27 protein-coding genes are annotated in these 24,781 nt (G+C 63.7%); 8 read left to right on the forward strand and 19 right to left on the reverse strand.

Features of this window, described 5'->3' with window-relative positions; genetic code table 11:
- Position 1: 1 nt before the first annotated feature.
- Positions 2 to 1,348, reverse strand: coding sequence for a heme o synthase (locus EWF95_RS03875; RefSeq protein WP_142443143.1), 1,347 nt, complete (start codon positions 1,346 to 1,348; stop codon positions 2 to 4).
- A 251-nt stretch (positions 1,349 to 1,599) separates the two neighbouring features.
- Between EWF95_RS03875 and coxB the strand changes: the two genes are divergently transcribed.
- Together coxB and EWF95_RS03885 are read left to right on the forward strand one after the other, a co-directional pair.
- Complete coding sequence (coxB, locus tag EWF95_RS03880) at positions 1,600 to 2,322, forward strand: cytochrome c oxidase subunit II (RefSeq protein WP_142442742.1); 723 nt, start codon at positions 1,600 to 1,602, stop codon at positions 2,320 to 2,322.
- Between the two features lie 83 nt (positions 2,323 to 2,405).
- Positions 2,406 to 4,151: a sensor histidine kinase gene (locus tag EWF95_RS03885; RefSeq protein ID WP_142442743.1), complete on the forward strand. Its 1,746-nt coding sequence runs from the start codon at positions 2,406 to 2,408 to the stop codon at positions 4,149 to 4,151.
- 43 nt (positions 4,152 to 4,194) lie between these two features.
- Here EWF95_RS03885 and EWF95_RS03890 read toward each other — a convergent pair whose 3' ends face one another.
- Positions 4,195 to 4,791, reverse strand: coding sequence for a hypothetical protein (locus EWF95_RS03890; protein WP_142442744.1), 597 nt, complete (start codon positions 4,789 to 4,791; stop codon positions 4,195 to 4,197).
- A 139-nt stretch (positions 4,792 to 4,930) separates the two neighbouring features.
- On the opposite strand from EWF95_RS03890, the gene EWF95_RS03895 reads away from it, so the two are divergent.
- A complete protein-coding gene (locus EWF95_RS03895) occupies positions 4,931 to 5,677 on the forward strand; it encodes a DICT sensory domain-containing protein (protein ID WP_142442745.1) in 747 nt (248 codons plus the stop codon).
- 14 nt (positions 5,678 to 5,691) lie between these two features.
- On the opposite strand, the gene EWF95_RS03900 is transcribed toward EWF95_RS03895, so the two are convergent.
- On the reverse strand, positions 5,692 to 6,687 hold the full coding sequence (locus EWF95_RS03900; protein WP_142442746.1) for a transcription initiation factor IIB: 996 nt from the start codon (positions 6,685 to 6,687) through the stop codon (positions 5,692 to 5,694).
- A 225-nt stretch (positions 6,688 to 6,912) separates the two neighbouring features.
- On the opposite strand from EWF95_RS03900, the gene EWF95_RS03905 reads away from it, so the two are divergent.
- Positions 6,913 to 7,704 (forward strand): cobalamin-binding protein, encoded by a 792-nt coding sequence (locus EWF95_RS03905; protein ID WP_142442747.1) that lies wholly within the window; start codon positions 6,913 to 6,915, stop codon positions 7,702 to 7,704.
- On the opposite strand, the gene EWF95_RS03910 is transcribed toward EWF95_RS03905, so the two are convergent.
- The 7 genes from EWF95_RS03910 to EWF95_RS03940 form a co-directional block, all read right to left on the reverse strand.
- Positions 7,680 to 8,516, reverse strand: a complete 837-nt coding sequence (locus EWF95_RS03910) for an ion transporter (protein WP_142442748.1) — start codon at positions 8,514 to 8,516, stop codon at positions 7,680 to 7,682. The genes EWF95_RS03905 and EWF95_RS03910 overlap by 25 nt on opposite strands.
- Positions 8,517 to 8,534: 18 nt before the next feature.
- A complete protein-coding gene (locus EWF95_RS03915) occupies positions 8,535 to 9,692 on the reverse strand; it encodes an SPFH domain-containing protein (protein ID WP_142442749.1) in 1,158 nt (385 codons plus the stop codon).
- A gap of 62 nt (positions 9,693 to 9,754) precedes the next feature.
- Positions 9,755 to 10,414, reverse strand: a complete 660-nt coding sequence (locus EWF95_RS03920; protein WP_142442750.1) for an NfeD family protein — start codon at positions 10,412 to 10,414, stop codon at positions 9,755 to 9,757.
- Between the two features lie 79 nt (positions 10,415 to 10,493).
- Positions 10,494 to 10,700, reverse strand: a complete 207-nt coding sequence (locus tag EWF95_RS03925; RefSeq protein ID WP_142442751.1) for a DUF7312 domain-containing protein — start codon at positions 10,698 to 10,700, stop codon at positions 10,494 to 10,496.
- Between the two features lie 159 nt (positions 10,701 to 10,859).
- The gene (locus EWF95_RS03930; RefSeq protein WP_142442752.1) at positions 10,860 to 11,249 is read right to left on the reverse strand and encodes a RidA family protein; all 390 of its coding nucleotides are present in this window, start codon (positions 11,247 to 11,249) and stop codon (positions 10,860 to 10,862) included.
- Positions 11,250 to 11,467: 218 nt separating this feature from the next.
- The gene (gene pyk / locus EWF95_RS03935; RefSeq protein WP_142442753.1) at positions 11,468 to 13,219 is read right to left on the reverse strand and encodes a pyruvate kinase; all 1,752 of its coding nucleotides are present in this window, start codon (positions 13,217 to 13,219) and stop codon (positions 11,468 to 11,470) included.
- Between the two features lie 100 nt (positions 13,220 to 13,319).
- Positions 13,320 to 13,694, reverse strand: coding sequence for a response regulator (locus EWF95_RS03940; RefSeq protein WP_142442754.1), 375 nt, complete (start codon positions 13,692 to 13,694; stop codon positions 13,320 to 13,322).
- A 192-nt stretch (positions 13,695 to 13,886) separates the two neighbouring features.
- Between EWF95_RS03940 and EWF95_RS03945 the strand changes: the two genes are divergently transcribed.
- Positions 13,887 to 14,588 (forward strand): TVP38/TMEM64 family protein, encoded by a 702-nt coding sequence (locus tag EWF95_RS03945; RefSeq protein WP_142442755.1) that lies wholly within the window; start codon positions 13,887 to 13,889, stop codon positions 14,586 to 14,588.
- Between the two features lie 7 nt (positions 14,589 to 14,595).
- On the opposite strand, the gene EWF95_RS03950 is transcribed toward EWF95_RS03945, so the two are convergent.
- The 8 genes from EWF95_RS03950 to EWF95_RS03985 all read right to left on the reverse strand — a co-directional run bounded on the left by EWF95_RS03950 (position 14,596) and on the right by EWF95_RS03985 (position 22,107).
- A complete protein-coding gene (locus tag EWF95_RS03950) occupies positions 14,596 to 15,018 on the reverse strand; it encodes a GtrA family protein (RefSeq protein WP_142442756.1) in 423 nt (140 codons plus the stop codon).
- Positions 15,019 to 16,482, reverse strand: coding sequence for a sulfatase (locus EWF95_RS03955; RefSeq protein WP_142442757.1), 1,464 nt, complete (start codon positions 16,480 to 16,482; stop codon positions 15,019 to 15,021).
- A gap of 78 nt (positions 16,483 to 16,560) precedes the next feature.
- Positions 16,561 to 18,729 (reverse strand): methionine--tRNA ligase, encoded by a 2,169-nt coding sequence (gene metG, locus EWF95_RS03960; RefSeq protein ID WP_142442758.1) that lies wholly within the window; start codon positions 18,727 to 18,729, stop codon positions 16,561 to 16,563.
- 97 nt (positions 18,730 to 18,826) lie between these two features.
- Positions 18,827 to 19,072, reverse strand: coding sequence for a type II toxin-antitoxin system HicA family toxin (locus EWF95_RS03965; RefSeq protein WP_142442759.1), 246 nt, complete (start codon positions 19,070 to 19,072; stop codon positions 18,827 to 18,829).
- A gap of 3 nt (positions 19,073 to 19,075) precedes the next feature.
- A complete protein-coding gene (locus EWF95_RS03970; protein WP_142442760.1) occupies positions 19,076 to 19,360 on the reverse strand; it encodes a type II toxin-antitoxin system HicB family antitoxin in 285 nt (94 codons plus the stop codon).
- 87 nt (positions 19,361 to 19,447) lie between these two features.
- Positions 19,448 to 20,536: a tyrosine decarboxylase MfnA gene (gene mfnA / locus EWF95_RS03975; protein WP_142442761.1), complete on the reverse strand. Its 1,089-nt coding sequence runs from the start codon at positions 20,534 to 20,536 to the stop codon at positions 19,448 to 19,450.
- Positions 20,537 to 20,631: 95 nt separating this feature from the next.
- Positions 20,632 to 21,549, reverse strand: a complete 918-nt coding sequence (locus EWF95_RS03980) for a PhzF family phenazine biosynthesis protein (RefSeq protein ID WP_142442762.1) — start codon at positions 21,547 to 21,549, stop codon at positions 20,632 to 20,634.
- Positions 21,550 to 21,597: 48 nt separating this feature from the next.
- The gene (locus tag EWF95_RS03985; protein ID WP_142442763.1) at positions 21,598 to 22,107 is read right to left on the reverse strand and encodes a nucleoside deaminase; all 510 of its coding nucleotides are present in this window, start codon (positions 22,105 to 22,107) and stop codon (positions 21,598 to 21,600) included.
- Between the two features lie 104 nt (positions 22,108 to 22,211).
- Between EWF95_RS03985 and EWF95_RS03990 the strand changes: the two genes are divergently transcribed.
- From EWF95_RS03990 to EWF95_RS04000, 3 genes are all read left to right on the forward strand, one after another.
- Entirely contained in the window at positions 22,212 to 22,916 is a 705-nt protein-coding gene (locus EWF95_RS03990) for a phosphoribosyltransferase (protein WP_142442764.1), read from the forward strand.
- 120 nt (positions 22,917 to 23,036) lie between these two features.
- Complete coding sequence (locus EWF95_RS03995) at positions 23,037 to 23,420, forward strand: DUF5820 family protein (protein WP_142442765.1); 384 nt, start codon at positions 23,037 to 23,039, stop codon at positions 23,418 to 23,420.
- Positions 23,421 to 23,466: 46 nt separating this feature from the next.
- Complete coding sequence (locus EWF95_RS04000) at positions 23,467 to 23,913, forward strand: UPF0179 family protein (protein ID WP_142442766.1); 447 nt, start codon at positions 23,467 to 23,469, stop codon at positions 23,911 to 23,913.
- On the opposite strand, the gene EWF95_RS04005 is transcribed toward EWF95_RS04000, so the two are convergent.
- On the reverse strand, positions 23,910 to 24,728 hold the full coding sequence (locus tag EWF95_RS04005; RefSeq protein WP_142442767.1) for a succinylglutamate desuccinylase/aspartoacylase domain-containing protein: 819 nt from the start codon (positions 24,726 to 24,728) through the stop codon (positions 23,910 to 23,912). The genes EWF95_RS04000 and EWF95_RS04005 overlap by 4 nt on opposite strands.
- Positions 24,729 to 24,781: the final 53 nt, after the last annotated feature.

Consider the following 24,781-nt stretch of genomic DNA (forward strand, 5'->3'; position numbering starts at 1 on the left):
GCTACAGCACCAAGCCCTCGACGACGATGGCCAGCAGGACGGTGCCGAGATAGGCGTTTGAGGCGTGGAAGGAGCGGAACGCTGCCGCCTCGGTCTGCTCATAGTGGAGGCGGATCACAAACCAGAGGAACAGCGCGCCGAGGCCGACGGCGACAGCGATATACAGCCAGCTGAGTGTGTCGGTTGCGGCCAGCGCGGCGGCGGTGACCAGCGTCGCGCCGAAATACCACAGGATGTGTCGCCGGGTCGTCGTCTCGCCGTGGACAACCGGCAACATCGGGAACCCGCCGCGCTCGTAGTCGTCCTTGTAGGCCAAGGCGAGACTGTAGAAGTGCGCCGGCGTCCACCAGAAGATAAACGCCGCAAGCAGCAGGCCACCAACCCCGATCGAGCCGGTGACCGCCGCCCAGCCGATCAGCGCGGGCAGCGCGCCGGCGGCACCGCCAAGCACCGTGTTTTGTACCGTATTTGGTTTGAGGATCAGCGTGTAGATCACGCTGTAAAACAGGATAGCGACGACCCCGAGGGCGGCCGCCAGAAGGTTGACCGTCGCAAAGAGCCCCACCGACAGGACGGTCAACAGCAGCCCGAAGGCGACGGCGTTGCGGAGCGGCACCAGATCCGTCGCCAGCGGCCGGTCGCTGGTGCGGGCCATCCGGCGATCCACGTCGCGTTCGAGGATGTGGTTGAACGTCCCCGAGGCACCGATCGCCAGCGCGCCGCCGGCAAGCGTCGCCCCGACCGTGGCGGGCGTCAGCCCCGGCCCGCCGGCCAGAGCCATCGCCGCCGCGGCGACCAGACAGAGCAGCCACATCAGCCGCGGCTTCATCAGCCGGAAGTACGCAAACAGCGTCGCTTTCATCCGTTCGGTCGGCTCGGTCGGCACCGGGGGTCGGGTGTCGGGATCCAGCGGCTCGGCGGGCTCCGGCATCCCGGTCGGCACATCATCGGGATCGCCGGTTTCGGCCTCCAGCCACCACGTGAGGGCGGCCAGCAGGCTGCCGAAGATCGTCACACCGGCCAGCAGATGGATCGCGGAGGTAACGTCGGTGCCGCCGGTCGTTGCCACGACCGCACCGAGACCGGCCTGGGCGGGGTAGACAAGCAGGGCGACGGCGACCGCGAGTTTGACGCGGCGACGGCTACCGGTTCGCAGTACCGTGATCGCCGACGCGATAACGCCGGCTCCGACGACGACGGCGACAAGGCGGTGGCCGAAGGCGATCCAGCCGTCGGTGGTCGTCGGTAGCGACCAGCCGGTTCCACAGGCCGGCCACGCCGTACAGGCCGCGGCGGCGTCTGTCAACGCCGTCGCCACGCCGACGACGAGGAGCAGATAGACGCCCATCGTCGTCGCCGCCAGGAGCAGCGGAATCCGATCCGGGTTCCGAACGCTGAAACTCACTGTAACAGGGTTGGGTATCGACGTATATATGCGTCCGGATTCAGGTGCCCCGGCGGCGGTCGCGGTCGTCGTCGTCGACTGCTGTGTCACGGAAATATACACCCCTGTCTCCCGGCGGCATCCGCGGCGAGCGGCGGTCACCAACGCCCGGAGTCAGCAGGTATTTAGGCGATCCAGCCCTACGTCGGATAACGATGAACGCAAGGCGTCTCGCGGCGGCATCGGCGGTTACGGCCATGCTGGTGACGTTGCTGGCCGACCCGGTTGCTGCCCAATCGACCTCGGCGGAGCTGATCAACGGCCTCAATCAGGAACTGCTGATCATTGGGGTGCCGATCACGCTGCTGGTCGAAGGGATTCTGCTGTATGCCGTCATCAAGTTCAAGGGTAACGACGATCCGAAGCCGACCAAGGAGAACCGCCGGCTTGAGATCACCTGGACGATCGCCACGGCGGTTATCCTCCTGTTTGTCGGTGTGGCTTCTTACGGTGTGATGGCCGACGAAAACGTCGAGTTCACCGGCGGCGAGGAGGAGGTCGCCCCCGAGGAAAACGATGTGCTGATCCAGGCCCAAGCCTACCAGTGGGGCTGGGATATGAGCTATCCCGGCGAAAACGTGACGGTCAGCGGGGCCGGACAAGGCCCGACGGTCGTCGTGCCGGCAAACCAGGATATCTACGTCAACGTGAGCTCCCGGGATGTGATCCATGGCTTCCACGTCCCGGAGTTGGGGATGAAATCCGACGCTATCCCGGATCAGACGAACTACATCAAGACGAACGCCAGTGAGACGGGCACCTATCAGGGCTACTGCTCGGAGTACTGCGGGGTCGCTCACTCACAGATGTACTTCACCGTTGAGGTCGTCGACCAAGCCGAGTACAACGAGTGGCTCGACGAGCAGCGCGGCAGCTAACGACCGACATCCCCGACCCCGCTAGCGGTGCGGCGGTGATCGCTATGCTTATTTTCGCTGTCCACCACTGATATGCTATCTTGATGATTCAGTTGCTCGGGGCAGCCGGGAGCGTGCTGACCGGTTCGGGGCTTCCGACCCCCACGTTTTGGGCGTACGTGCTCGCGTTCGGCCTCGCCGCCGTCGTCTGTTTCGCTGCTATCCCGCGGGCGCGAGCGATCAACGCGGCCGATGACACCCGCAATGGGCTGGTCGCGCTTGTCGCGGTCAGCGGCGTGTGGGCCGCCCTCCAGCTTGGCTATCTCGCCGCGCCGACACCGAGTCTCCAGTACGGGTTTTATATTGCTGGCCTCGTCGTCGGCCTCTCGACAGTCGGGCCGTGGCTCTACTTCTGTTCGGCCTACACCGGCCGATCGCTGCACAACAACCCGACCTACCAGCGGATCGCCATCGCCGTCTATCTGCTGATCGTTGCGATCAAGATCACCAACCCGATCCACGGGCTGTATTTCACGGCAACGCCGGCGACAACGCCGTTTACCCACCTGATGATCGATCACGGCACGCTGCACTGGCTGGCGATGGGGCTGGCCTACTCGCTGGCGACGGTCGGCATCTTCATGCTATTCGAGCTGTTCGCACAGGTCGATTACGACACCCGGCCGTTCGTCGGCCTCGTCGGGCTGACAGCCCTACCGGTCGCCCTCGATATCCTCGGATCGGTCAGCCCGAGTGTTATCGATATGTCCTACTCCGCGCTCGGTGTCGCGGCCTTCGCGGTCGGCGTGTTGTTCGTCTACACCGACCGCTTCGAGACGATCCAGCTGGCCGGCCAGTACGACAGCCCGGTTGTCGTCCTCGGCGACAGCGACGAGATCAGAGATTACAACCGCCGGGCCGCCGAGCTGTTTCCGGCTCTCGAAGACGGGCTGGGCGAGGAGCTTGCCGCCGTGGTGCCGACGCTCTCACAGTGTCCCGACACCGAGGCGGTGATCGAACTGGAGATCGACGGCGAAACACGGTATTTCCAATCGACGACAAACCCCTTCAGCGCGAGCCGCGTCCAACTCGGCAGGCTACTGGTGTTGACAGATGTGACCGCCCAGGAACGCTACCGCCGGGAGCTTGAGGCCCAAAACGAACGGCTCGAACAGTTCACCGGCATGGTCTCGCATGATCTCCGAAACCCCCTGAACGTCGCCCAGGGAAACAGCGAGATCATCGCAGAGCTGATCGCCGCGGCCGAAACCGACGACGGGGAGTACACCTCACTGAACGCGGAGACGATGGGGACACTCAGCAACGCGGCGGACACACTCAGCCGGACGCTCGCCCGCATGGAGTTGCTGATCGACGACCTGCTCGTGTTGGCGCGGGAAGGCCAGGAGATCGACGAGCCCGAACCCGTTTCGCTGGCGGCGATCGTCGAGAGCTGCTGGGCGATGGTCGACCAGAAGGCGGCCACGCTCGTCGTCGACGACGATCCCACCGTCGAGGCCGACCCCGATCGGCTCCAACAACTATTGGAAAATCTGTTTCGGAACGCGATCGAACACGGGGGAAGCGATGTGACGATCCGGGTCGGGGAGCTCGACGACAGCGGGTTCTATGTCGAAGATGACGGCCCCGGTATTCCGGCCGATACGCGAGAGGACGTGTTTGAATCCGGCTACACGACAAACCGCGAGGGAACCGGCTTCGGACTCAACATCGTCTCGGAGATCGTCGCGGCCCACGGCTGGGAGATCGCGGTCACCGACGGCGAGGACGGCGGCGCGCGTTTTGAGATCACCGGGGTCGACGCCGCCGAGGGCGAGCCGGTGGACTGATCCAGCCTTCTCGCCCACAGAAACGCCATCGACGACAGCGACCCTACAGCGAGAATCTGAACCGGTGGTTCGAGCCGCCGCTGACGGCGACCGTATGGAGTACAGCTGAAACGGTGACACCGTCAGGAAGCTCTTCGACCGGCGTGATGACACGCGCGCGACACCGCGGCTCGATCTGGACGTGGTTGGTGTGACAGCCCGGCGCGAGCTGTGCCGAATCGAGGGCAACGTGGGCGCGATCGTAGGTGTAGCCATCGCTGCCGATAAACGTCGTCTTCCGGCTCAGCCAGTGGATCGGGCTGTCGCTCGTGTTTTCGATATCGAACAGCGCGCAGTAGCGTGTGATCCCCTCGTCGGCGGCCGAGGGCTGCTGGTGGGCGTAGATGAGGTCGTCAAGTCTGACCCCCGGCACCCCGACCAGCGTGACGGTGACCGCGTCGGTTTCGATCCGCAGCGATTCACCCGACTGTGCCCGGATGCGTCCGGCGACCGACCCCGATGGCTCGGCGGTGGTCGTCTCGGTGGGGGGCGACTCCCGTGCGATGTCCCGCCACTGTATCGCATCCGACGACCGCTCCGTCGGTTTGGTATCAGCTCCCCGTTGCCCGGCCTCCGAGGTCTGATCGAATGGGTGCGACATATGTTACCAAACACGTGATGTCATAATAAGCATTAGGACTGAACACACGAGAGCTGTGTGAGCCGATAGTGTATGACGTGATAGATAATCGAAACGTCCACGGGCAACCTATTTATTTGTGAACAACCCACAAACAGATATGACGCTGTCGGAGTTCATCGAGTACGTCCGAGGGAAAGAGAAGACGCTTGTCGTCTTCAATCCGGCTCCCGACAGCACACTGGTCGCCGATCTCACGGAGTATTTTTCGACCCAAAACGTCACCGTCCGGGGAAAACAGACGGCCTCCGGCGAACCCGGCGGGGTGGCCGTGCTTCGCCTCGACGGCGAGGTGTTGGCCTCGGTGCCGACCGCCCAGCTCACCGACCTGCTCGACGGCGGTGGCCTCCGTGAGACCGGTGTCGGCATCGACGACACCGACTACCACGAGATTCTCCAACACCTCAAGGAGACAACATTTACCTCCTCCGACAAAGCCGAGATGGTGACCATCTCCCATGAGATCGAGGATCGCGCGCTCCGGGTCAACGGCGGCCGGCTCCTCGCCGGCTTCCAGCAGCCGGAGAAGCTCAGCGATCAGGGCGACCGATACAGCCGGTTGGCGGGCCAGTCGATCGATGTTCACACCTTCGCCGTGCCGGGCGAGCCCGTCGATATCGACGGGGTAACCCACCACGCCGAGACAGCCGAGGAGATCGAACGCTCGTGGTTCGTCATCTTCGATGGTGACGGCGACGACAGCTACAAAACAGCACTACTGGCGACCGAACAGGCTCCAAACTCGTTTTACGGATTTTGGAGCGACGATCCCGAACTCGTCGACAGCATCGGCAACTACCTCGAAAAAGCGTATCTGACACCGCGGCCCGACGGCCCGACCCGGTAGCCAGGCAACCGCGCTTAGACCAGCATCTCCTCTTCGGCTTCCAGCAGCTCGTGGTACCGGTTGCGGATCGTGACCTCGGAGATGTCGGCGACCTCCGAGACTGCGGCTTGGGTCGTCTTTTCGTTCGTCAACAGCGCGGCCGCATACACCGCGGCAGCAGCCAGCCCGACCGGCGATTTACCGCTGTGGACACCCTGTTCCTTGGCGTTTTTCAGCAGCTGTTTGGCGCGCATCTCCGATTCCTCGGAGAGCTCCAGCGAGGAGGCAAAGCGGGGAACGTACTGCTCGGGATCAGCAGGACGGACTTCAAGGGAAAGTTCCCGAACCACGTAGCGGTAGGTGCGGGCGATCTCGCTTTTCTCGACCCGGGACACATCAGCGATCTCATCGAGGCTGCGCGGGACGCCGGCCATCCGGGCGGCGGCGTACACACACGACGTGGAGACACCCTCGATGGAGCGACCCGGCAGCAGATCCTCGTCGAGCGCGCGCCGGTAGATGACCGATGCCGTCTCCCGGACGTTGTCAGGCAGGCCGACCGCCGATGCCATCCGGTCGATCTCACCGAGCGCCTGTTTGAGGTTACGTTCCTTGGAGTCACGGGTACGGAACCGCTCGTTCCATTTGCGGAGCCGCTGCATCTTCTGGCGTTGCCGCGCGCCCAGCGAGCGGCCGTAGGCGTCCTTGTTCCGCCAGTCGATGTTGGTCGACAGCCCCTTGTCGTGCATCGTGTTCGTCGTCGGCGCGCCGACACGGGATTTCTGGTCTTTTTCGGCACTGTCAAACGCGCGCCACTCGGGGCCGCGATCGACGGAATCCTCGGTGATCACGAGCCCGCAGTCGTCACAGACGGTTTCGCCGTGTTCGTCGTCGGTGATGACGTTGCCGCTGCATTCGGGACACTGGAGGCCGGCGTGTTCCTCCTCGCTTTCCGTTGTCGACTCGGTGCCACGCTGTCGTTCTCTGGAGGGCGATCGGTCGGTCGTCTTGGTAAAGGTTTGATCACTCATTGTCAGGGTGCCCCCTATGAGATAACGTACGGGGGAGCTATCGTCTCCTACACAACGACAGACCGATACTTAAGCAGTGTGGTATTGTTTTGCGACAGCACCGCTACCGGCCGAATTTGGGTGAATGACCCTGATAGTTTGGTATCAAAGATACAATACGAGTCCGACGGCTGTCAGCGGGTCGCAAAGCGGGAGCGTTTTGAGAGCACCGACCCCAGAAACGGTATGGAACAGCCGCGGATCGTCTCGCTGGCTCCAAGCGCGACAGCCACCCTCGACGCCCTCGGCGTCGCCGACCGCGTGGTCGGTGTCACCGCCCACTGTGGGCTCGACCGCCCCACGGTCGGCGGCTGGCTGAATCCTGACTACGAGACGGTCGACGAGCTGTCGCCGGATCTTGTCTGCACCAGCGATGGCCTCCAGCGGGAGATCCGCGATGAACTGCAAGAGCGCGGCTACCGTGTCCACCATCACGAACCGAGCCGGCTGGATGAGGTGTTGGCAGGGTTCCAGTCGCTGGCCGACGCTGCTGGCGTCGACGACGCTGGCGAGGCGTTGGTCGCTGAGAGTCGCCACCGACTCGACGCCGTCGCTGAGGAAGTCGGTATCGACGACGGGGAAATCGCCAGCGACGACCGTCCGGTCGTCTACTGTGAGGAGTGGTCTGATCCACCGATGGCTGCCGGCAACTGGGTGCCTGACGCTGTCGAAGCCGCGGGCGGCCGCTACCCGTTCGTCGATCCCGGCGACCGCTCACGAGAGGTCGACCGCGAAACCGTCGTCGACGCCGATCCCGATCATGCCGTGTTGCACATCTGTGGCACCGGCGACGACGTGTCGGCTGACCGGTTTGCTGATCGCGGCTGGTCGCTGAACTCCGAGGTTCACGTCGTCGACGACTCGCTGCTGAATCAGCCGAGTCCGAAACTGATCGACGGGATCGAACTGCTGGCGAAGCGGTTGTATCCAGAGCGGTTTGAACGGTCGCGCGCCTATTCGGACGATTCGTACTCCTGATAGATGACGTGCCCGCAGGCCTTGCAGTGAGAGGCGTCGCGGTCGTGGCGGCGGAGCCCACAGTTCGGACAGGTCACCTCGACTTGATCACGTGTGGCCCACTCGCGGACGATCCGACTGGCCTGCCACGGGATCACGACGATCCCGGCGAGGATCGAGCCGACGGTGACCAGCCGCCCGGCGGTCGTGACGGGCGTGATGTCGCCGAAGCCGACGGTCGTCAGCGCGACGACCGTGTAGTAAAAGGCGTCCCCAAAGGTGTTGACAGCAGGGTTTTGGCCGTATTCGACGCTGTAGAACATGCCGGCGGCGGCGACCAACAACACGACCAGCGTCAACAGGAGTTCGGCGACACGGAGGGTGTGGCCGTCGACGCGGCCGAAGAAGAACTCCCTGTCGCGGGTGAACCGATAAAACCGGAGGACGCGCAACACGCGCAGCGCGCGGAGAAACGCGACCTCGACGGCAACGAACTGTGGCAAGACGATCACCGCGAACGTCGGCAGGATCGAGACGAGATCGACCACGGTGTAGGGGTCGGTTGCCTCGCCGAGTCGATTCCGCGCGCCATAGAGCCGCAGGCCATACTCGGCGGCGAAGACGGCGGCAAGGCCGATCTCGACGCGCCAGAGCCACGTTTCCGTCGTCGAGGAGAGTGGATAGGTCTCGATAACGAACAGCGCGACGAAAAGCAGATTGAGCACCAACAGCGCGATATCGATGGCCTTCCCGCCCGGTGTCCGGTGATCGAGCAGATAGAACCGAACCGCCTCACGGCGTGTCGTCGGCTCGGAAATAGAAAGCGTTGACATGAGGCGGCGGCAGGGCCGTTACTCCGTCTCTTTGTCGGTGACGAGTTCTTCGTCGTCAACGTCAGCCTCGTCGATATCGGGCTCGGGGATGTCGGGCTCGCCGACATCGGCTTCGCCGCCGGCGATATCCGTTTCGCCGGATTTGATCTGCTCGGCCTCTTGTTCGAGCTGTTCGATATCCATCTCGGCGGCCTGATCGATCTCGCCGAGGATCTCGTCGATATCGTCAAGGCCGAGCATCTTGCGCGTCTCGGCGTCGAACTCCTTGCCTTCGAGCCCCTCGCTCTCCTGGATATCGCTGCCGGTGAGCTGTTTGCCGTAGCGGCCGACCAGCGAGGTGAGTTCCTGCGGCAGGATGAACGTCGAGGACTCGCCTTGGCCGATGCGTTCGAGCGATTCCATCCCGCGTTCGATGATCGCGCGTTCGCCCATCGCTTCGGCGGACTTGGCGCGCAGGACGGTCGAAATCGCATCACCCTGGGCTTCGAGGATCTGGCTTTGTTTTTCACCTTGGGCGCGGATGATGTCGCTCTGTTTGTCACCCTCGGCGGTCTCGACCGCACTCCGGCGTTCACCTTGGGCTTCGAGGATCATCGCACGGCGGCGACGCTCGGCGGAGGTCTGTTGCTCCATCGCTTGCTGGACATCCTTCGAGGGGTTGACCTCACGCACCTCGACGCTCTCGACGCGAATCCCCCACTCGTCGGTGGGTTCGTCGAGCTCTTTGCGGATTTTGCTGTTTATTTCCTGTCGCTTGTTGAGCGTGTCGTCCAGTTCCATATCGCCCAGCACGGCCCGCAGCGTCGTCTGGGCGAGGTTGGAGACGGCCTTCTTGTAGTTATCCACTTCGAGGAACGCCTTCTTGGCGTCCATCACCTTGATGTAGACGACCGCGTCGGCTGTGACCGGCGAGTTGTCACGGGTGATCGCCTCCTGTCGCGGCACGTCCAGCGTCTGGGTACGCATGTCGAAGGCGTACGTCCGAGAAACGAACGGCGGGATGATGTTGAACCCCGGTTCGAGCAGCTTGCGGTACTCGCCGAAGACCGTCAGCGCCTCTTTCTCGTAGGCGTCGACGATCTCGACGGTCTGCCAGATCGTCACGGCGACGACTGTCAGGAACAACAGCCCGACGGCGAGCGTCGTCAACTGCAGCTGGAGGACGAGTGGATCCATGACATCACGTTGGTATGAGACACCAATAAGCGTTGGCTTCGTGGCCCTATTTCAGCCGTCGGCTACCGTTCGTATTCGACATCGCGCTCGGTGTCGCGGTCAGTCTCGTCGGCATCACCGTCGATCTCATCGTCGGTGTCGCTAGCAACGCTATCAGCGTGTTGCTCGGCGAACTCGGCGGCCGCAGACTCATCTTGGGCCTCCTCTCGGCCTGCCGCCAGCTGGCGGTCGATGTCGTCCTCAATCGTCTCTAGGGATTCGACGGTGACGACGTTGCCGCCGCCGGGATCGATCACCATCACATCGCTGCCCTCAGGGATCTCGCCTTCCATCGATCGCGCGGAGTAGAAGGGGTTGAAACCGCCGCCCTGGAGTTTCACCTCGCCGCCGGCCGGGGTGACCGCCTCGGTGACCCGGCCGGTCATCCCCTGTAGCGTTTCGGAGTCGCTGGTCTGGGCCTGACCTTTCCCGCCGTAGAGATCGAACTCGTGGTAGACGTAGAAGGCGAGGATGCCGAACAACAGCACAAACAGCCCGAGCGCGAAGGGGCCGAGAAACGGAAACAGGAGTCCGACGAGCCCGGCCCCAAGCAGCCCGATCCCGACAACGACGAAGTTCGCACCCGGGGCGAGGGCTTCCGCCAGCGAGAGCAACAGTCCGGCGGTCACCAACAGCAACGGTATCGCCTCCGGGCTGATGAACTCCGTGAGCAGGACAACCATATCACCAATACGTGTTCAACAAAGTTAACCCTTGAACACCGTCACCGCGCTGCCGTACCACCCCAAGGGTCGAAACCGGTCACAGCCCGGTCACGACGACGCCAACGGTCAACAGCACCCCGAGGGCGACGAAGGTGGCATGCTCCAGGGAGATCGACTCCGGTTCGATCGTCGCCGTCTCGTCGACCACATCGGCGACCTCGGGGCCAACGTCGTCGATGCTGTACCGCCACTCGCTGTCGGTGTCGTCTGTCGCGTCGACATCGCTGTCGGCGGAATCGGCCATAGCGGGACATCGGGGGCCGGAATAATAAGCCCTCGTCTCCGCCGCGCTAGGAGAGTGGTCGCTGAGAACGAGAGAACGAAGCAAGGACCAGCGTGGCGATAGTGGCACTGGTTGGCGTGCAAGATGGAATGCGCGTATCGCTCAGTGCAGGAGAGGGGCTTACTCTGGGATAATCGCAACCGCCTCGATCTCAACGAGTAACTGCGGATCGATGAGGCGATTCACCTCTACCATGCTGGTGGCTGGGCGAATGTCACGAAACATTTCACCGTGGGCCTCACCGATTGCCTCCCACTCATCTATATCGGTGACGAACAGTCGAGTTCTGACCACGTCCTCAAGTGATCCATCAGTCTCTCGAAGGGCATCTTCGATGTTCTGGAGTGCTTTTTTGGTCTGTTTGTACGCGTCGTCTTTGCCAACGATATCACCATCATCGCTAGTCGCCGTCGTCCCAGAAACGTGTACTTGCGAGCCCATTTGAACGGCCCGAGAGTACCCGACTTTCGACTCCCATTCGGTTCCGGACGAGACTCGTTTCCGTTCCATAGTTCAGGCTCATAGCCGTCATTGAAAGAATTTCGGCCGATGATACGCACACCTACTGAGCGGCTAATTCATGTATCTCGGCGCGGAACAAACATCTCCGTCGTGGTGACTACTCTGTATCTCGCACAAATCGATCTCTCCATTTCGATATAGATACCATTGATTCGCTGTCTTCAGGAAGAGCCACGACAGAAATCGAGACAGAAACGCCGACGATGTTAGCGCGGTGTCGACCGCAGAACGTCGCCATCAAAGACGATGCCACGCTCGGCGTCGATGCTGATCGTCTCGCCGTCGTCGATCGAGTCCGGAACGGTTGCGTCGCTAATCATCGGAATCCCCAACTCGCGGGCAACGACCGCGGGGTAGCCGGTGAGTCCGCCGCGGCCGTCGATGATGCCGGCGATCTGTGTGACATCGCCGGTGAACTCGCCGTCGAAATCGGCCGCAAGCGAGATGATTGCGCCCTCGGGGAGGGTCGAAAGGTCGCCGTCGGTCAGCCGAACCAGCGGCCCCGAGACCCGGCCGCCGGTGATGGACTTGCCGCTGGCGACCTTCTCGGCGGCGATGTGGACTTTCAGCATGTTGGTCGTGTTGGCCCCTTCGACCTCCGAGAACAGCCCGGAGATGGCGACAACGGTCTCGCCGCTTTGGGCCGCCCCGGCGTTGATCGCCGCCTGGACGCTGCTTTCGAGGATGGTGTCGGCGTCCTCTTCGTACTGGTGATACTGCGGGGTGACGCCCCACACCAAAGCGAGTTGGCGACGCACTCGGTGGTTCGGCGTGGTGGCGACAACGGGCACCGGTGGGCGGAACTTCGCGGCCTTGCGGGCGGTGTAGCCGGACTCGCTGGCGGCGACGATCGCGGCCGCGCCGATATCCCGGGCGAGATAGCGGGCCGACCGCGCCAGCGGCTCGGTGCGGGAGCGATCGCTGGCGGCCGGCACGCGCTGTTCAACGGTTTCGGCGTACTCGTCGGTCGATTCGACGCGACTGACGATGTTGGCCATCGTTTCGACAACCCGAACCGGGTGGTCGCCGATGGCGGTCTCCCCGGAGAGCATGACCGCGTCGGTGCCATCGAGGACGGCGTTGGCAACGTCGGAGGCCTCTGCCCGCGTCGGCCGCCGATTGTTGATCATCGAGTCGAGCATCTCGGTCGCCGTGATGACCGGCACGCCGTTGTCGACGCATTTCTTGATGATCCGTTTCTGGATCATCGGGATATCCTCAAGCGGGCACTCGACGCCGAGATCGCCGCGGGCGACCATGACGCCGTCGGCCGCGCTGATGATCGAATCGAGGTTTTCGACCGCACCGGCGCGTTCGATCTTGGCGACAACGGGGATGTCCGCGCCGAACTCCTCCAGTTTGTCGGCGATGGCGTACACATCCTCGCCGTCGCGGACGAAACTGGCGGCGACGAAATCGGCCTGCTTGTCGGCGGCGAGTTTGAGCTCCTGTTCGTCGCCCGGGGTGATCAGGTTGATATCGAGATCGACACCCGGGATGTTGACGCCCTTCCGGCTTTTGAGCTTGCCGCCGTTGGCGATCTCGGCGGTGACTTCCTCGCCGTCAACGTCGGTGATAGTGGCTTCGATCCGGCCGTCGTCCAGCAGGATCCGGTCGCCCTCGCCGACACCCTTGATCGACACCGAGAGACCGACCCGCTCGGGGGTCGCGGTATCGCCCGGCGCGAAAACGACCTTCGAGCCCGCCTCAAGGGTGACGTGGCCGTCGATCTCGGCAGTTCGTACTTCCGGCCCTTTGAGATCGACCATCAGCGCGAGCGAGCGGTCGCTGTCGGCGTCGACCTCCCGTACTCGGTCGATGACTGTCGCCCGGTGATCTGTGGTTCCGTGGCTGGCGTTGAGCCGCGCGACGGACATCCCGGCCTCGTTGAGCGCACGGATCGTCTCCGTGTCGCTGGAGGCTGGTCCGAGCGTACAGACGATTTTCGCGTTTCGCATAGCTTCGGCTACAGCCGTCAGCTTAAAAAAGCCCCACGATTGTGTCGCCGGACGGCAGTGTTGTCGACAGTTGTCGGTCTCCAGCCGCTGGCTGGCTGGATTAGCCCGTTACCGGTTCGTCAAGGGCGTCGTCGATTTCGGCGGTTAGCTCCTCGGTCTCGAAGGGTTTGGTGACATAGCCGTCCGCGCCGGCCTTGGCGGCCTCCCGCATCTTCTCCTTCTGTGAGACGCTGGTCACCATCACAACCGTTGTTTCCGGGGATCGCTCCTTGATCGCCGAGAGGGCTTCGATGCCGTTGAGCTTCGGCATCATGATATCCATCGTCAGCAGATCCGGCTCGGTCTCGGCGAACACCTTGATCGCCTCCCGGCCGTTTTCGGCGGTGCCGACGATCTCAACGTGGTCGTCGATCGTCTCGGAGACGACCGTCCGCTGGAAGGCGGAGTCGTCGACGACGACTGCGCTGGGTGGCATAACCGCCATACGAAGGGCGAGCACATAATGTGTTGGTCTCGGAGACGTGGGCGTCGGTACTGAACAAGCGACTGTTTGCCTGGTCGACAGAACAGGTGGCTGTTCACTCGGTCGACGAGAGCAAGCGACAGGGTCGACCGCGACAGCAAAAACGGGTAGCTTCAAGCATCTCCCGCCGCCATCTCAACCCAGATGAAGGTGTTCTCCTCGCGGACGGATCGATGGCAGACCCTCCTCCTTGTGGTGGCCGTCATCGCCGCGTTCGTCGGCCTCTACGTTGGGGCCCGCCGGTATGCCCCGTTCGTGTTCAACGCCCAAGCTCTCCGGACGTGGATCGCAGGATTCGGCATCTTCGCGCCGCTGGTGTTCGTGTTTCTACAGGCCGCCCAGGTCGTCCTCGCGCCGATCCCCGGACAGGTCGTCGCCCTCGTCGCGGGCTACCTCTTCGGGCCGGTGTACGGCACGATCTACAGCCTGACGGGCGTGCTCATCGGCAGCGCGATCGCCTTTAGCCTCGCCAAGCGGTACGGGCGGTCGTTCGTCGAGCGCGTGATCGCCAACGACGTGATCGACCGCTTCGACGCCTTTGTCGAGCGCGTCGGCGTTCCCGGCCTCTTCGCCTTTGTCATCATCCCCGGGCTGCCCGACGACGCGATCTGTTTTCTCAGCGGCCTCACAAAATGGCGGCTCCGAACCTTTCTGGCGGTTATCGCCGTCGGTCGCCTCCCAGCCTACGTAATTACGGTCTACGCCGGCGGGGAGTTTGCAGGCGGGCGGTTCCGAACGGGGATCGCGCTGATCGCGTTCGTGATCGTCGTCTCGGCGGTCGGCTACTACAAACAGGAGGCGGTTCGGGATCTGGTGGCGCGGATCGAGCCGCGGCTGCCGTTTTGACGCGACCCTATCCCCAGGTCCATTTCGCATCGAAGACATACCGATACAGACCGCTGATGAAGATGGCGACGGCGTTGCCGACGAGATACAGGAGCCCGGCCCACTCAACGAGTGCGTACAGAATGGCCAACTGCAGCGGGATCGCCGTCCCGCGAACAACGTTTGTTTTCAGCAGGCCGACGAGATACTCGACCCGGCCGGTGTTCTGGGAGGCTTGAAACGTCCAGGCGTTGTTGAGCACATATGAGAGGATGATCGTGATCTCGATGGCGATCGTCGCCCCCAGCAGATAGTTCAGCCCGCCGATATCGACAAACAGCCACAACAGCACCATCTGAATCCCGGCGGTGAACGCGCCGACAGCGACAAACCGTCGGAGCTGGACGGCAAGCGGGCCGGACAGGAGTGCGCGAAGAAACGAACGAAGCACCTATTTGTACCCCAACGCGGCGAGCCGTGTTTCGAGTTCCTCGTCGACAGCGGCGTCGACTGTGTCGTCGTCAGCCGCGGCTGCCAACATCGCGGCATGGTCGGCGGCGATCTCGCCGAACCGGTCGTAAGCCTGCTGTGCCGACGAGGGGAGATCGGTTGATTCCGCGTCGTCGTCGACAACCAGATCATCCTGCTGAGTCGGATCGGCCTGGCGATCGTAGAGCTCGCTCGCCCCGGTTGCGGTGTTTTCGATGTAGACCCACCGCTCATCGCGGACGCTGAGCAGAAGCTCACCCTCATCGAGCGACCGCGGGATCGGCTGGGTCGTGACTGACTCGCCGCGGACAGCAGCCGAGACGACTGGCTCGCCAGCGGGAGGTGTCCCATCTCGAACAGGCGGAAGCAGCGACTCACCTGTCCACACCTCAGGGGCGTCGACACCGAAGCAGTCGGCGACCGTCGGCGGGATCGCATCCAGACCGACCGGCTCCTCGATCCGACGGCCGTCGCTGCCGGGGAGATCGACGAGCAGTGGAACGTGGATCAGCTCGTCGTAGAGCTTGGGGTAGTGGGCAAGATGGCCGTGTTCCTGAAACTCCTCGCCGTGATCGCCGGCGACGATGACGGCGGTATCGTCGTCGTGACCGGTTGCCGACAGCGTCTCCAGCAGCCGACCGATGCTGGCGTCGACCTGGGTGACGGCGGCCTGATACAGCATCCGAAGATCGGCCAGGGTCTGGGGGCCGACCTCTAAGCCGAACGCGGTGCGGGCGTGGGCCCGTAGCATGCGGTGAGTGCCAACCGTATCGTCAGAGACCGCGCGGATGTATCGAGGGGCGGGGACGTACGGCGTGTGAGGATCCATGTAGTGGATCCACAGAAAAAACGGCCGGTCGTCGTCCTCGCGGGCCTCGATGAACTCGGTGGCTCCCTGCTCGATATCGAACATGCGGGAGGTATCGAGAAACGGGCGGTCGTCGCCCTCGCCGTTGAGCCACGAGCGTACCCGACGCAACGGCGATGTTGCCAGCTGTACCCACGCCTCAAGCGTCGGGTGGGTGGCGAGATACCGGCTGTAGATGCTCGATCCGACGCTGGCGACAAACGGTTCAAACTCGTCGAACCCGTCGTCGTACCCCCAATGAGAGGTCAGAAATCCGTTGGCGGCGTTGAAGCCGCCGGTGGCGATATCGTTGTCGGCGAGCACCCGTGGCAGTGTCGGCGAGTCGGTAACCCCGATCCGGCCGTTGTCAGCGAACACCGGCCGGGAGGCCAGGATCGAGGGAAACGAAAACGGCGTCCAGTTGCCGGTCGCAAAGGCGTTCTCGAAGACCGTCGCCCGGTCGGCCAGCGACGCCAGCGTCGGCGTCTGGCCGATCTCGCCATAGGGGCTGATGGCATCAGCGCGCAGCGAGTCGACCGTGATGAGGACGGTGTTCGACACGTCGGTATCGGAATCCATGGGATGGCGGCGGCTATATAGCCGTCCCACGGGCCACCGCTATGAAAAGCCTACTATTGCGTTGCTGCCGCACGGACGCTACTGGATTCGCGTGCCGATCGGGGCGTCGCCGTGGGTCGTTAGCAGGTCGGCCTCCTCGCCGGCAGCCAGCAGCATCCCGTTGGATTCGACGCCGAACAGCTCGGCTTTTTCGAGGTTGGCGACGATGATGACGCGGGTGCCCGGCAGGTCGCTGAGGTCGTGGAGCTGTTTGATTCCCGCGACGAGCTGGCGTTCCTCGTGGCCGATGTCGACCTGTAGCTTGGCGAGCTTGTCGGCATCTTCGACGCCCTCAGCATCAATGATCTCGCCGACACGGAGGTCGAGGTCTTGGAAGTCCTCGAAGCTGATTCGCTCGTCGGTGAGGGCTTCGAGGTCGGCGGCCTGTGCATCGGTGTCGTCGTCAGTGGTGTCGTCGGTCATGGTGTCGTTGTCAGTCTCGTCTGCGTCGTCAGCGTCATCCTCGTCCGCTTCGTCGTCGGTCGCGGCCTCAACGCGCTGTTCGAGCTTCTCGTTGAGTTCCTCGACGCGTTCGGGCTCGATCTTGGCGAACAGTTCGTCGGGTTCGTCGAACGCGCCCTGCGGGGCCTCGCGGGCGACGTCGACCGTCGCGTCGGCGACATCGCCGTCCTCGCCGAGTTGGGCCCAGAGCCGCTGGCAGGTGTCGGGCGCAACGGGCTGGAAGAGCACAGCGAGAGCCTTCGAGAGCTGAACACAGTCGTAGATGACCTGTTCGGCGCGCTCGGGATCGTCATCGGTCAGTTTCCACGGTTCGTTGCGCTGGATGTACTCGTTGCCGAACTGCGCGAGGTCGATGGCGGCGTTGCCGGCCTTGCGGATCGAGTAGTCGTTGATCGCGGCCTCGAAGTCGGCGACGGCGTCGGCGATTCGGTCGTCGACCTCCTCGGAAACGGTCGCGTCGGGCGCGCCGCCGTAGTTGCGGGCGGCAAACAGCAGCGAGCGGTAGACGAAGTTGCCGAGCGTCCCCACCAGTTCGGTGTTGACGCGGTCGCGGAACTTGTCCCACGAGAAGTCCACGTCCTGCTGGAAGCCGCCGTTGGTGGCGAGATAGTAGCGCAGGAGATCGGGATGGAAGCCCTCCTCAAGGTACTCGTCAGCCCAGACCGCGCGGTCGCGGCTCGTCGAGAAGCCCTTGCCACCGAGGGTGACAAAGCCGGAGGCCATGATCGCCCGCGGCTCGACGTAGCCCGCGCCGTTGAGCATCGCCGGCCAGAAGATCGCGTGGTGTTGGATGATATCGCGGCCGATAACGTGGACGATCTCGCCAGCGTCCTTCCAGGGCTGCTCCCAGTCGTAGACCTCACTGCCGACGCGCTCGGTGTACTGTTTGGTCGACGAGATGTATTCTATCGGTGCGTCGACCCAGACGTAAAGGACGAGGTCATCGGCATCGTCGCCATCGTCGCCGTCTGCGCCATCGTCGCTGTCACCCTCGTCAGCGTCTTCGGGATAGTCGATCCCCCAGTCGAGATCGCGCGTGATACACCAATCCTGGAGGCCGGATTCGATCCACTCTCGCGGCTGATTCTGGGCGTTCGACGTGCCTTCGAGTCGGTCGAGAAAGTCGGAGAGGTACTCCTCGAACTCGGAGACTTCGAAGAACTTGTGGGTGCGTTCGTGGTACTCGGCGGGGTTGCCGGTGATCGAGGAGACGGGGTCTTCGATCTCGCCTGGTTCGAGATGCCGTTGACAGCCGTCGTCGCACTCGTCGCCGCGGGCCGTCTCGCCGCAATAGGGACAGGTTCCTTCGACGTAGCGATCCGGGAGGTGTTGATCCTCGATCGGATCGTAGGCCACCATGATCTCCTTCTCGTAGATGTGACCGTTGGCGGCGAGATCGCGGACGATTTCCTGGGTGAGTTCGGTGTTGGTCGCGTCGTGGGTGTGGCCGTAGTTGTCGAACTCGATGTCGAACTCCGGGAACGTCTGCTTGTAGGTTTCGTGCCATTCGAGGGCGAACTCCTCGGGCGAGATGCCCTCCTTGTCGGCGTTGACGGCGACCGGCGTCCCATGCATGTCAGACCCGCAGACGAAGGCGGTCTGTTGGCCGAGCGTTTCGAGTGCGCGGGCGTACACGTCGCCGCCGACGTAGGTTCGGAGGTGGCCGACGTGCAGGTCGCCGTTGGCGTACGGCAGCCCGCAGGTCACCACCGCAGGATCGTCGGTCGGAAACTCGTCGTGACTCATTGGCTATGTGTTGGCGATGAGAGCCTAAAAGCCGCTGATTCGTCGTCGACTACGGACGGATACAGAACTGACGATCAAGAATCGAATTGCCGCGGACTCAACAATGCTGGTCGATCCACGCACACCACGCCTGAAAGTCCGCCGCGCCGCACTGATCGGCAATTGAGTGGAGCGTCCCGATCCGGATCTCGTCGTGCATCGGGACATCGACGAGACGAACCTCACCGGTGCCTTCGTTCTCGTATCGAAGGCGGACGTGGCTCCCATGACGCTGTTGGGGGACATAGCCGAAGTGAGTCAGTACGCCGATTATCTCACGGCCCGAAAACGTCGTCCGAACCATCGATCACTGCATAAACTCCGGGATGCCGTCGTGGTCTTCACGCGCCGCCGCGACCTCGTCAGGATCGATCCCCAACTCTTCGAGAAATGCCTCTTCATCGTCGATCCGCTCGCCTTCGCCGTTTTCGAGAGCCAACACGTCCGCAAGCTGCGACAGTGCTTCGGCCCGCGTGTCGCCACCGCGAGCCAATCCGGTTTCGATATCCCGCGCCGTGATCGAGCCATCGGACTCGTGGATAAACTCTACCCCACCGGATTTCTCGGATCCGTCTTTCGTCGCGCTATCCATTGTTGCCTGCGACTACGTCGGAACAGTGAATAAGCGTTCGGGCGGCATCGGCGACGCCGTGGCCACAGCGTCGATACGAGACGACACCTACGACCGAACGCGATCCAGATCAGCGAGAAACGCCTCCAGGGACGCCCGACTCACGTGCGGCATACAGACGATTCGGAGATTACCATCGGCCGTGCGGGCGATCCGCCACTCCTCATCGCGTAACGCCTCAAACGTCGCCGGCGACAGCGAGGCCGTTACCAGCGGCAGCGTCGGATCGACGACCTCGATCCCACGGGCGGCGAGTTCGTCGGCCAGGAACTCGGCGTTGGCCTGCTGCTCGCGGTACTGCTGGCGGTAGCCCGCCGGCCACAGTTCGTCCATCGCGGCGACCGCGCCGGCGACGCCCGCACCGCTGCGGGTGCCGGTGAGCGTCGCCTGCGATGTGGTTTCCAGATACGGTGTATCGACCGCGAGTGCGTCAACCGTTTCGCGCTCACGAGCGAGCAATCCGCCCGCCGGGACGGGTGCCTGGCCGAACTTGTGGGGATCAATCGCCATCGAGTCGATGGGTGCGTCGGCGAACGACCACTCGTAGTCGGTGAACGGGAGAATGAACCCGCCCCATGAGGCGTCGACGTGCATGCGCGCGCCGGCGTCGCGGGCGAGGTCGGTCATCGCGGGAATCGGGTCGACGCGGCCGTACTCCGTCGATCCGGCGACGCCGATCACCAGTGCGGTGTCGTCGTCGACGGCGGCTTCCACCGCGTCGAGATCGGCGCGGTGGTCGTCGTCGACGGGGACGGTGCGGAGTTCGACGCCGAGCATTTCGGCCGCCTTGGTCACGCTGAAGTGGACGCTTGTTGGGGCGACGATGTTTGGCGTGTCGCTGCGGGCCGTGTCGCCGCGGCCAGCGGCGCGGTTGCGCGCGGCGTGGACGGCCTGAATGTTGGCTTCGGTGCCGCCGCTGGCGACGTAGCCGAAGGGATCGTCGAGGCCGGCGATCTCGCCCAGCTGGTCGATGGCTTCGGTCTCTAGATCGGCGACGGTCTGGTAGGTCGCGGGATCACCCGGATTCGTCGCCAGAAACTCGACGGCAGCCTCGTGGGCGCGGGGATGTGGCTCGGTGCACATCGAGGAGAGCACGCGGTCGAACTCCTGTGGTCGATGCTCCCGAACGCGCTGCATTACCACCCTATAGCGGCGACTGACGTTTAGCCGTTGTGCTCGACACAGTGTATCATGATCATCCCTCACACAAGCGGGCGATCTCGCCCAGCGCGTCAGGCTTCGATGATCTCGTCGTCCTCGGTATCGGGCAGCTGGAGCGTTCCCTCAAGTGCGACCGCGGCCTCGCCGCCGACCCGAACCTGTTTGCGACCGCGATCGTCGACACCGACCTCGACCCGGACGATCCCGCCGCGGTCGACGAAATGGCCCTGCTCGAACCGGAGATCGTCAGGCAGCTCATCGAAGGCCTCGTAGGTGTCGAGATACGCGCCGCAGGCCCCGCTTGCGGTGCCGGTAACGGGATCTTCGTCGACGCCAGCACCAGGGGCGAACATCCGGGCGTGCAGCGTCGATTCCGCGTCGAGGGTATCGAACGTGAAGGCGTAGATCCCGGTCGCATCATACTCGTCGGCGAGGGCTTCGATCGCCCCCAGATCCGGCTGGACGCCGCTGAGGGCTTCGAGGAAGTTGACCGGAATCATAAGGAAAGGGAGGCCGGTCGTCGCCCGCGCGATCGGGAGGTCGGCACCGACATCCCGGAGTGTCGCGGGATCGATCCCGAGTGCGTCGGCCACCCGGTCGTAGTCGACCTCGACAGTCTCGACCTCGGGGCTGGATTGGGTCATCCAGACGACGCCGTCGTCGGTGAGTTCGATATCAAGGACGCCGACGTTCGTGTCCAGGGTGTGCGTACCGGGATCAATCACCCCGTCGGCGGCCAGCAGCGCGTGGCTGGCGATCGTCGCGTGACCACAGAGGTCGACCTCTTGGGTCGGTGTGAAATAGCGGATCCGGCGGTCGGCATCGTCGGCCGCCGAGAGAAAGGCGGTTTCACTCGCCGACAGCTCGCGGGCGATCGCTTGCATCTGTGTCGTCGAGAGCCCATCGGCCTCGGGGACGACCCCCGCGGCGTTGCCGGCGAAGGGTTCGTCGGTGAAGGCATCGACGAGCAGCGTGCGGCGCGTGTCCATACCCTCCCTACGGAACCAACGAGTTCAAACCCCGGGTTCGGCGGGCGGTCACCAACACTCCCGGTGGACAGCATCGCCGGCGTCGGGCAACACCGGGCCGGCAACGGCGACCGGGTCGCTGCCGCGCTCGAAGACCGTCGGTGACGGACAGACCATGTCGGCGTCCCGGAGTTCGCCGAACCGTTCCGCACTCGTTGCATAGACGACCGCGCGCACGCCGGCGTGATACAGCCCGCCGGCACACATCGGACACGGCTCGGTTGAGGTGTACAACACGAGATCGGCAGGCTCGTCGAACTCGGCGGCCGCCCGGCGGGCAAGCGTGAGCTCCGGATGTTCGGCCACGTCGTTTTCGGTGACAACGGCGTTTTTCGCCTCGGCGACGACGGTGTCATCTTCGACGAGCACTGAGCCAAATGGTTCGTCGCCGCGGTCGGCTGCTTCCCGCGCCAGCGTCAGCGCGCGGCGGATGTGGCTCTCGTGATCGAAGTCGGCAAACGGTGGCCCAGGGGTCGTCGCATCGAGATCGCTCGGATCGGCAACGCGGATGACGGACATACCGGGACAGACGGCGGCGACAGCAATGGACGTTTGGGGAGGGCAACACCGCCTGCTGGCCTCACGAGCGTTTTATGTACCACGGCGGCCCACGCCGAGACGAGATGAGCGGCCCCCCGGCAGACTTCGATTGTACGATCACGAATTGGGAGTACATCTACGGGCTGTGTCGGGACGTGAGCACCGCGGTGAAGGCGGCCGACTTCGAGCCGGATGTCGTCGTCGCCCTCGCCCGCGGCGGCTGGTTCGCCGGCCGGTGCCTCTGTGATTTCCTCGGGCTCGACGACCTGACGAGCCTGAAGATGGAACACTACGTCGGCGCGGCCGAGAAAGGCGCGGACGCGGAGATCCGCTACCCGCTGCCGGAGGGTAGCGTCGCCGACAAGGACGTGCTCATCATCGACGACATCGCCGACACCGGCGGCTCGATCAGCCGCGCCCACGAGTACGTGACCGACCGCGACGTTGGCGAGGTACGCACCGCAACCCTCCAGCTGCTGGATACCAGCGAGTTCGAACCCGATTTTGTCGGCGAACGCCTCGCCGAGTGGACGTGGGTCGTCTACCCCTGGAACTTCATCGAGGATATGGTCGATCTGATCAGCGGCGTGATGGCCGACGCCGACGGCGAGACATTCACCCAGGAGGCGATCCGGGCGGAACTCGCCGCTGTCCACGGGATCGATAGAATTGAAATGGAGATCGCCCAACCCGACCGTCTCGATGAGGTGCTCGACGAGATGGTTCGTCGTGAGGTGGTCGAGTCGGTCGGCGACGACGAGTGGATGCTTGTCGACGACGAGGCGTGATCGACAGCGACGAGGCGTGACCGACAAAGACGCGACCGTCGTCACAACCGCAACGACAACAGCCACGATCGCATCATCGACAACCGCGACCGATTAGTGGATCGGAGCCAACCCACACCTATGGACGCATCATCGCTCCCGGCCGGCTGGCAGTGTTGGCACGAGGAACGCGACGGCCGGGTGATCCTCGCCTACCGGCCCGATGTCTTCGACTCCGAGGCGTTTCCCGCGCCCTGTCTGCCGACCATCTACGTGACCAGCGGCACCCCGCGGCGTCGACCCGGCAGCAACAGTACAGACGGCTGGCAGATAACCCTCTTTTTGGAACCCGAAATCGAGGCTGTCAGCGAGAGCTACGAGGATCGGGCGGCCGCGATCGACGGCGCGATCGAGCACGCCGAACGGTTTGCCGCCGGCGAGATCGACTACAGAGCCCTGTATCAGGTGCCGCGGGAGGCCTACTTCGATCGACTCGACGAGCTGGTCGGCGAAAGCGAGGCGTAGTCGGTCGAGGGGAACCGTCATCTGGCTGGATCCTGTAGGGAAAGCCATGACAACCGTCACGCTGATCGGCGACCGCCTCGCCGAGGTGGGCCGGGAGTTCGTCTACGGCGGCGAGGCAGCGGGCTGTGAGGGCTGCCCCTATCGGAGCCAGTGTCTCAACCTCACCGAGGGCCGTCGCTACCGCGTGACCGCGATCCGCGACAACGCCCAGTTGCTTGACTGTGCCATGCACGACAACGGGGTGCGTGCCGTCGAGGTCGAACCCGCGCCGGTACACGCAAACGTCGCCTCTCGGGGGGCGTATGCGGGCAGCAAGGCCGAACTTGAGGGCCCCTGTCCGTACACCGAGTGTCCAAGCCACGAGTTCTGCGTGCCTGACGGGGCTGATTTTGAGACGGAGTACCGCATCGCCGAGATAGTTGGGGAGCCGCCACACGATTACTGTGAGCTCGACCGCGATCTCACGCTCGTCGAATTTGAGGCCGAAGATTAATCGGCGTTCCACTCGGCGACCGTCCCAACCCGCTCGGAGCGATAGCCGAAGATGTCGGCGTAGCCGTACGGCGAAAGCAACACCGGGTAGAAATCCGCCTCGGCGTGGATCGCCTCGCCGTCGACGGCGGCGAAGGCGGTGCCCGCGGACACACGCTCGAAGTTCTCAACAAATACTTCATACTCCGTCCCCTCGGCTTTCGGGATCGGGCCCTCAACCCGAAAGACAGGGATGGTTTCAGGATCTGGCACCGAAAGCCGATCCATCGCATCGTCAAGCGGGAGCACCCCTGTTGCCGCTAAAAACGCCCGAACGAGCTCGTAGCCGTTTTTCGCGGCGTCGTCGGTACCCTGAAGCCCGCATTCGACCTCGATGACGTTTGGATATTTGATCAGCCGGCCATCGGTGTTGTCGTCGGTTTCGGTGATCACCGACACCGGAAGCTGCGGGACGATCTCGCGGGCGACCGTGTCGACGGCCTTCACCGCGCCGATCGGCTCGGCATACGACTGCGTGGAGTGTAACGCAAGCGTCGTGCAGCCTTCGATCTCAGCCAGCAGGTCGGCGGCGAGTCGGCGTTCGTGGGCGTCGGCAGCCGGATCGCCGGGGAAGACACGGTTGAGATCAGCTTCGAGATACCGCTGGCCGGCTTCGAGGGCTTCCTCGTTGGCGATGATCAGCTTGACCGGTCGCTGAACGGTCGGTTCCTCGGCAAGCAATCGTTTGATCGCCAGCGGGCCACAGGGCTCGTCGCCGTGGATCCCGCCGATGACCGCGACCTCGGGAGTTCCCTCACCGAGCTCGTACACCTTCATTGTCGGTCTCACGCCACCGGGCTATTTTATCTCCCCGATATCCGAGAGCCACC

This window comes from Halonotius roseus, from assembly GCF_006861655.1.
Classification (GTDB): Archaea; Halobacteriota; Halobacteria; order Halobacteriales; family Haloferacaceae; genus Halonotius; species Halonotius roseus.

Excerpts from the sequence above, each read along its gene's own strand:
- EWF95_RS03910 (WP_142442748.1), bottom strand. The coding sequence starts at position 8,516 with ATGTCAACGCTTTCTATTTCCGAGCCGACGACACGCCGTGAGGCGGTT.
- EWF95_RS03955 (WP_142442757.1), bottom strand. The coding sequence starts at position 16,482 with ATGGATTCCGATACCGACGTGTCGAACACCGTCCTCATCACGGTCGAC.
- EWF95_RS03965 (WP_142442759.1), bottom strand. The coding sequence starts at position 19,072 with ATGGTTCGGACGACGTTTTCGGGCCGTGAGATAATCGGCGTACTGACT.
- EWF95_RS03945 (WP_142442755.1), top strand. The coding sequence starts at position 13,887 with ATGAAGGTGTTCTCCTCGCGGACGGATCGATGGCAGACCCTCCTCCTT.
- EWF95_RS03895 (WP_142442745.1), top strand. The coding sequence starts at position 4,931 with ATGACGCTGTCGGAGTTCATCGAGTACGTCCGAGGGAAAGAGAAGACG.
- coxB (WP_142442742.1), top strand. The coding sequence starts at position 1,600 with ATGAACGCAAGGCGTCTCGCGGCGGCATCGGCGGTTACGGCCATGCTG.
- EWF95_RS03980 (WP_142442762.1), bottom strand. The coding sequence starts at position 21,549 with ATGGACACGCGCCGCACGCTGCTCGTCGATGCCTTCACCGACGAACCC.
- EWF95_RS03885 (WP_142442743.1), top strand. The coding sequence starts at position 2,406 with ATGATTCAGTTGCTCGGGGCAGCCGGGAGCGTGCTGACCGGTTCGGGG.
- EWF95_RS03875 (WP_142443143.1), bottom strand. The coding sequence starts at position 1,348 with ATGGGCGTCTATCTGCTCCTCGTCGTCGGCGTGGCGACGGCGTTGACA.
- mfnA (WP_142442761.1), bottom strand. The coding sequence starts at position 20,536 with ATGCAGCGCGTTCGGGAGCATCGACCACAGGAGTTCGACCGCGTGCTC.
- EWF95_RS03985 (WP_142442763.1), bottom strand. The coding sequence starts at position 22,107 with ATGTCCGTCATCCGCGTTGCCGATCCGAGCGATCTCGATGCGACGACC.
- EWF95_RS03970 (WP_142442760.1), bottom strand. The coding sequence starts at position 19,360 with ATGGATAGCGCGACGAAAGACGGATCCGAGAAATCCGGTGGGGTAGAG.
- EWF95_RS03890 (WP_142442744.1), bottom strand. The coding sequence starts at position 4,791 with ATGTCGCACCCATTCGATCAGACCTCGGAGGCCGGGCAACGGGGAGCT.
- pyk (WP_142442753.1), bottom strand. The coding sequence starts at position 13,219 with ATGCGAAACGCGAAAATCGTCTGTACGCTCGGACCAGCCTCCAGCGAC.
- metG (WP_142442758.1), bottom strand. The coding sequence starts at position 18,729 with ATGAGTCACGACGAGTTTCCGACCGACGATCCTGCGGTGGTGACCTGC.
- EWF95_RS03990 (WP_142442764.1), top strand. The coding sequence starts at position 22,212 with ATGAGCGGCCCCCCGGCAGACTTCGATTGTACGATCACGAATTGGGAG.
- EWF95_RS04000 (WP_142442766.1), top strand. The coding sequence starts at position 23,467 with ATGACAACCGTCACGCTGATCGGCGACCGCCTCGCCGAGGTGGGCCGG.
- EWF95_RS03930 (WP_142442752.1), bottom strand. The coding sequence starts at position 11,249 with ATGGAACGGAAACGAGTCTCGTCCGGAACCGAATGGGAGTCGAAAGTC.
- EWF95_RS04005 (WP_142442767.1), bottom strand. The coding sequence starts at position 24,728 with ATGAAGGTGTACGAGCTCGGTGAGGGAACTCCCGAGGTCGCGGTCATC.
- EWF95_RS03900 (WP_142442746.1), bottom strand. The coding sequence starts at position 6,687 with ATGAGTGATCAAACCTTTACCAAGACGACCGACCGATCGCCCTCCAGA.
- EWF95_RS03995 (WP_142442765.1), top strand. The coding sequence starts at position 23,037 with ATGGACGCATCATCGCTCCCGGCCGGCTGGCAGTGTTGGCACGAGGAA.
- EWF95_RS03925 (WP_142442751.1), bottom strand. The coding sequence starts at position 10,700 with ATGGCCGATTCCGCCGACAGCGATGTCGACGCGACAGACGACACCGAC.
- EWF95_RS03920 (WP_142442750.1), bottom strand. The coding sequence starts at position 10,414 with ATGGTTGTCCTGCTCACGGAGTTCATCAGCCCGGAGGCGATACCGTTG.
- EWF95_RS03940 (WP_142442754.1), bottom strand. The coding sequence starts at position 13,694 with ATGCCACCCAGCGCAGTCGTCGTCGACGACTCCGCCTTCCAGCGGACG.
- EWF95_RS03905 (WP_142442747.1), top strand. The coding sequence starts at position 6,913 with ATGGAACAGCCGCGGATCGTCTCGCTGGCTCCAAGCGCGACAGCCACC.
- EWF95_RS03915 (WP_142442749.1), bottom strand. The coding sequence starts at position 9,692 with ATGGATCCACTCGTCCTCCAGCTGCAGTTGACGACGCTCGCCGTCGGG.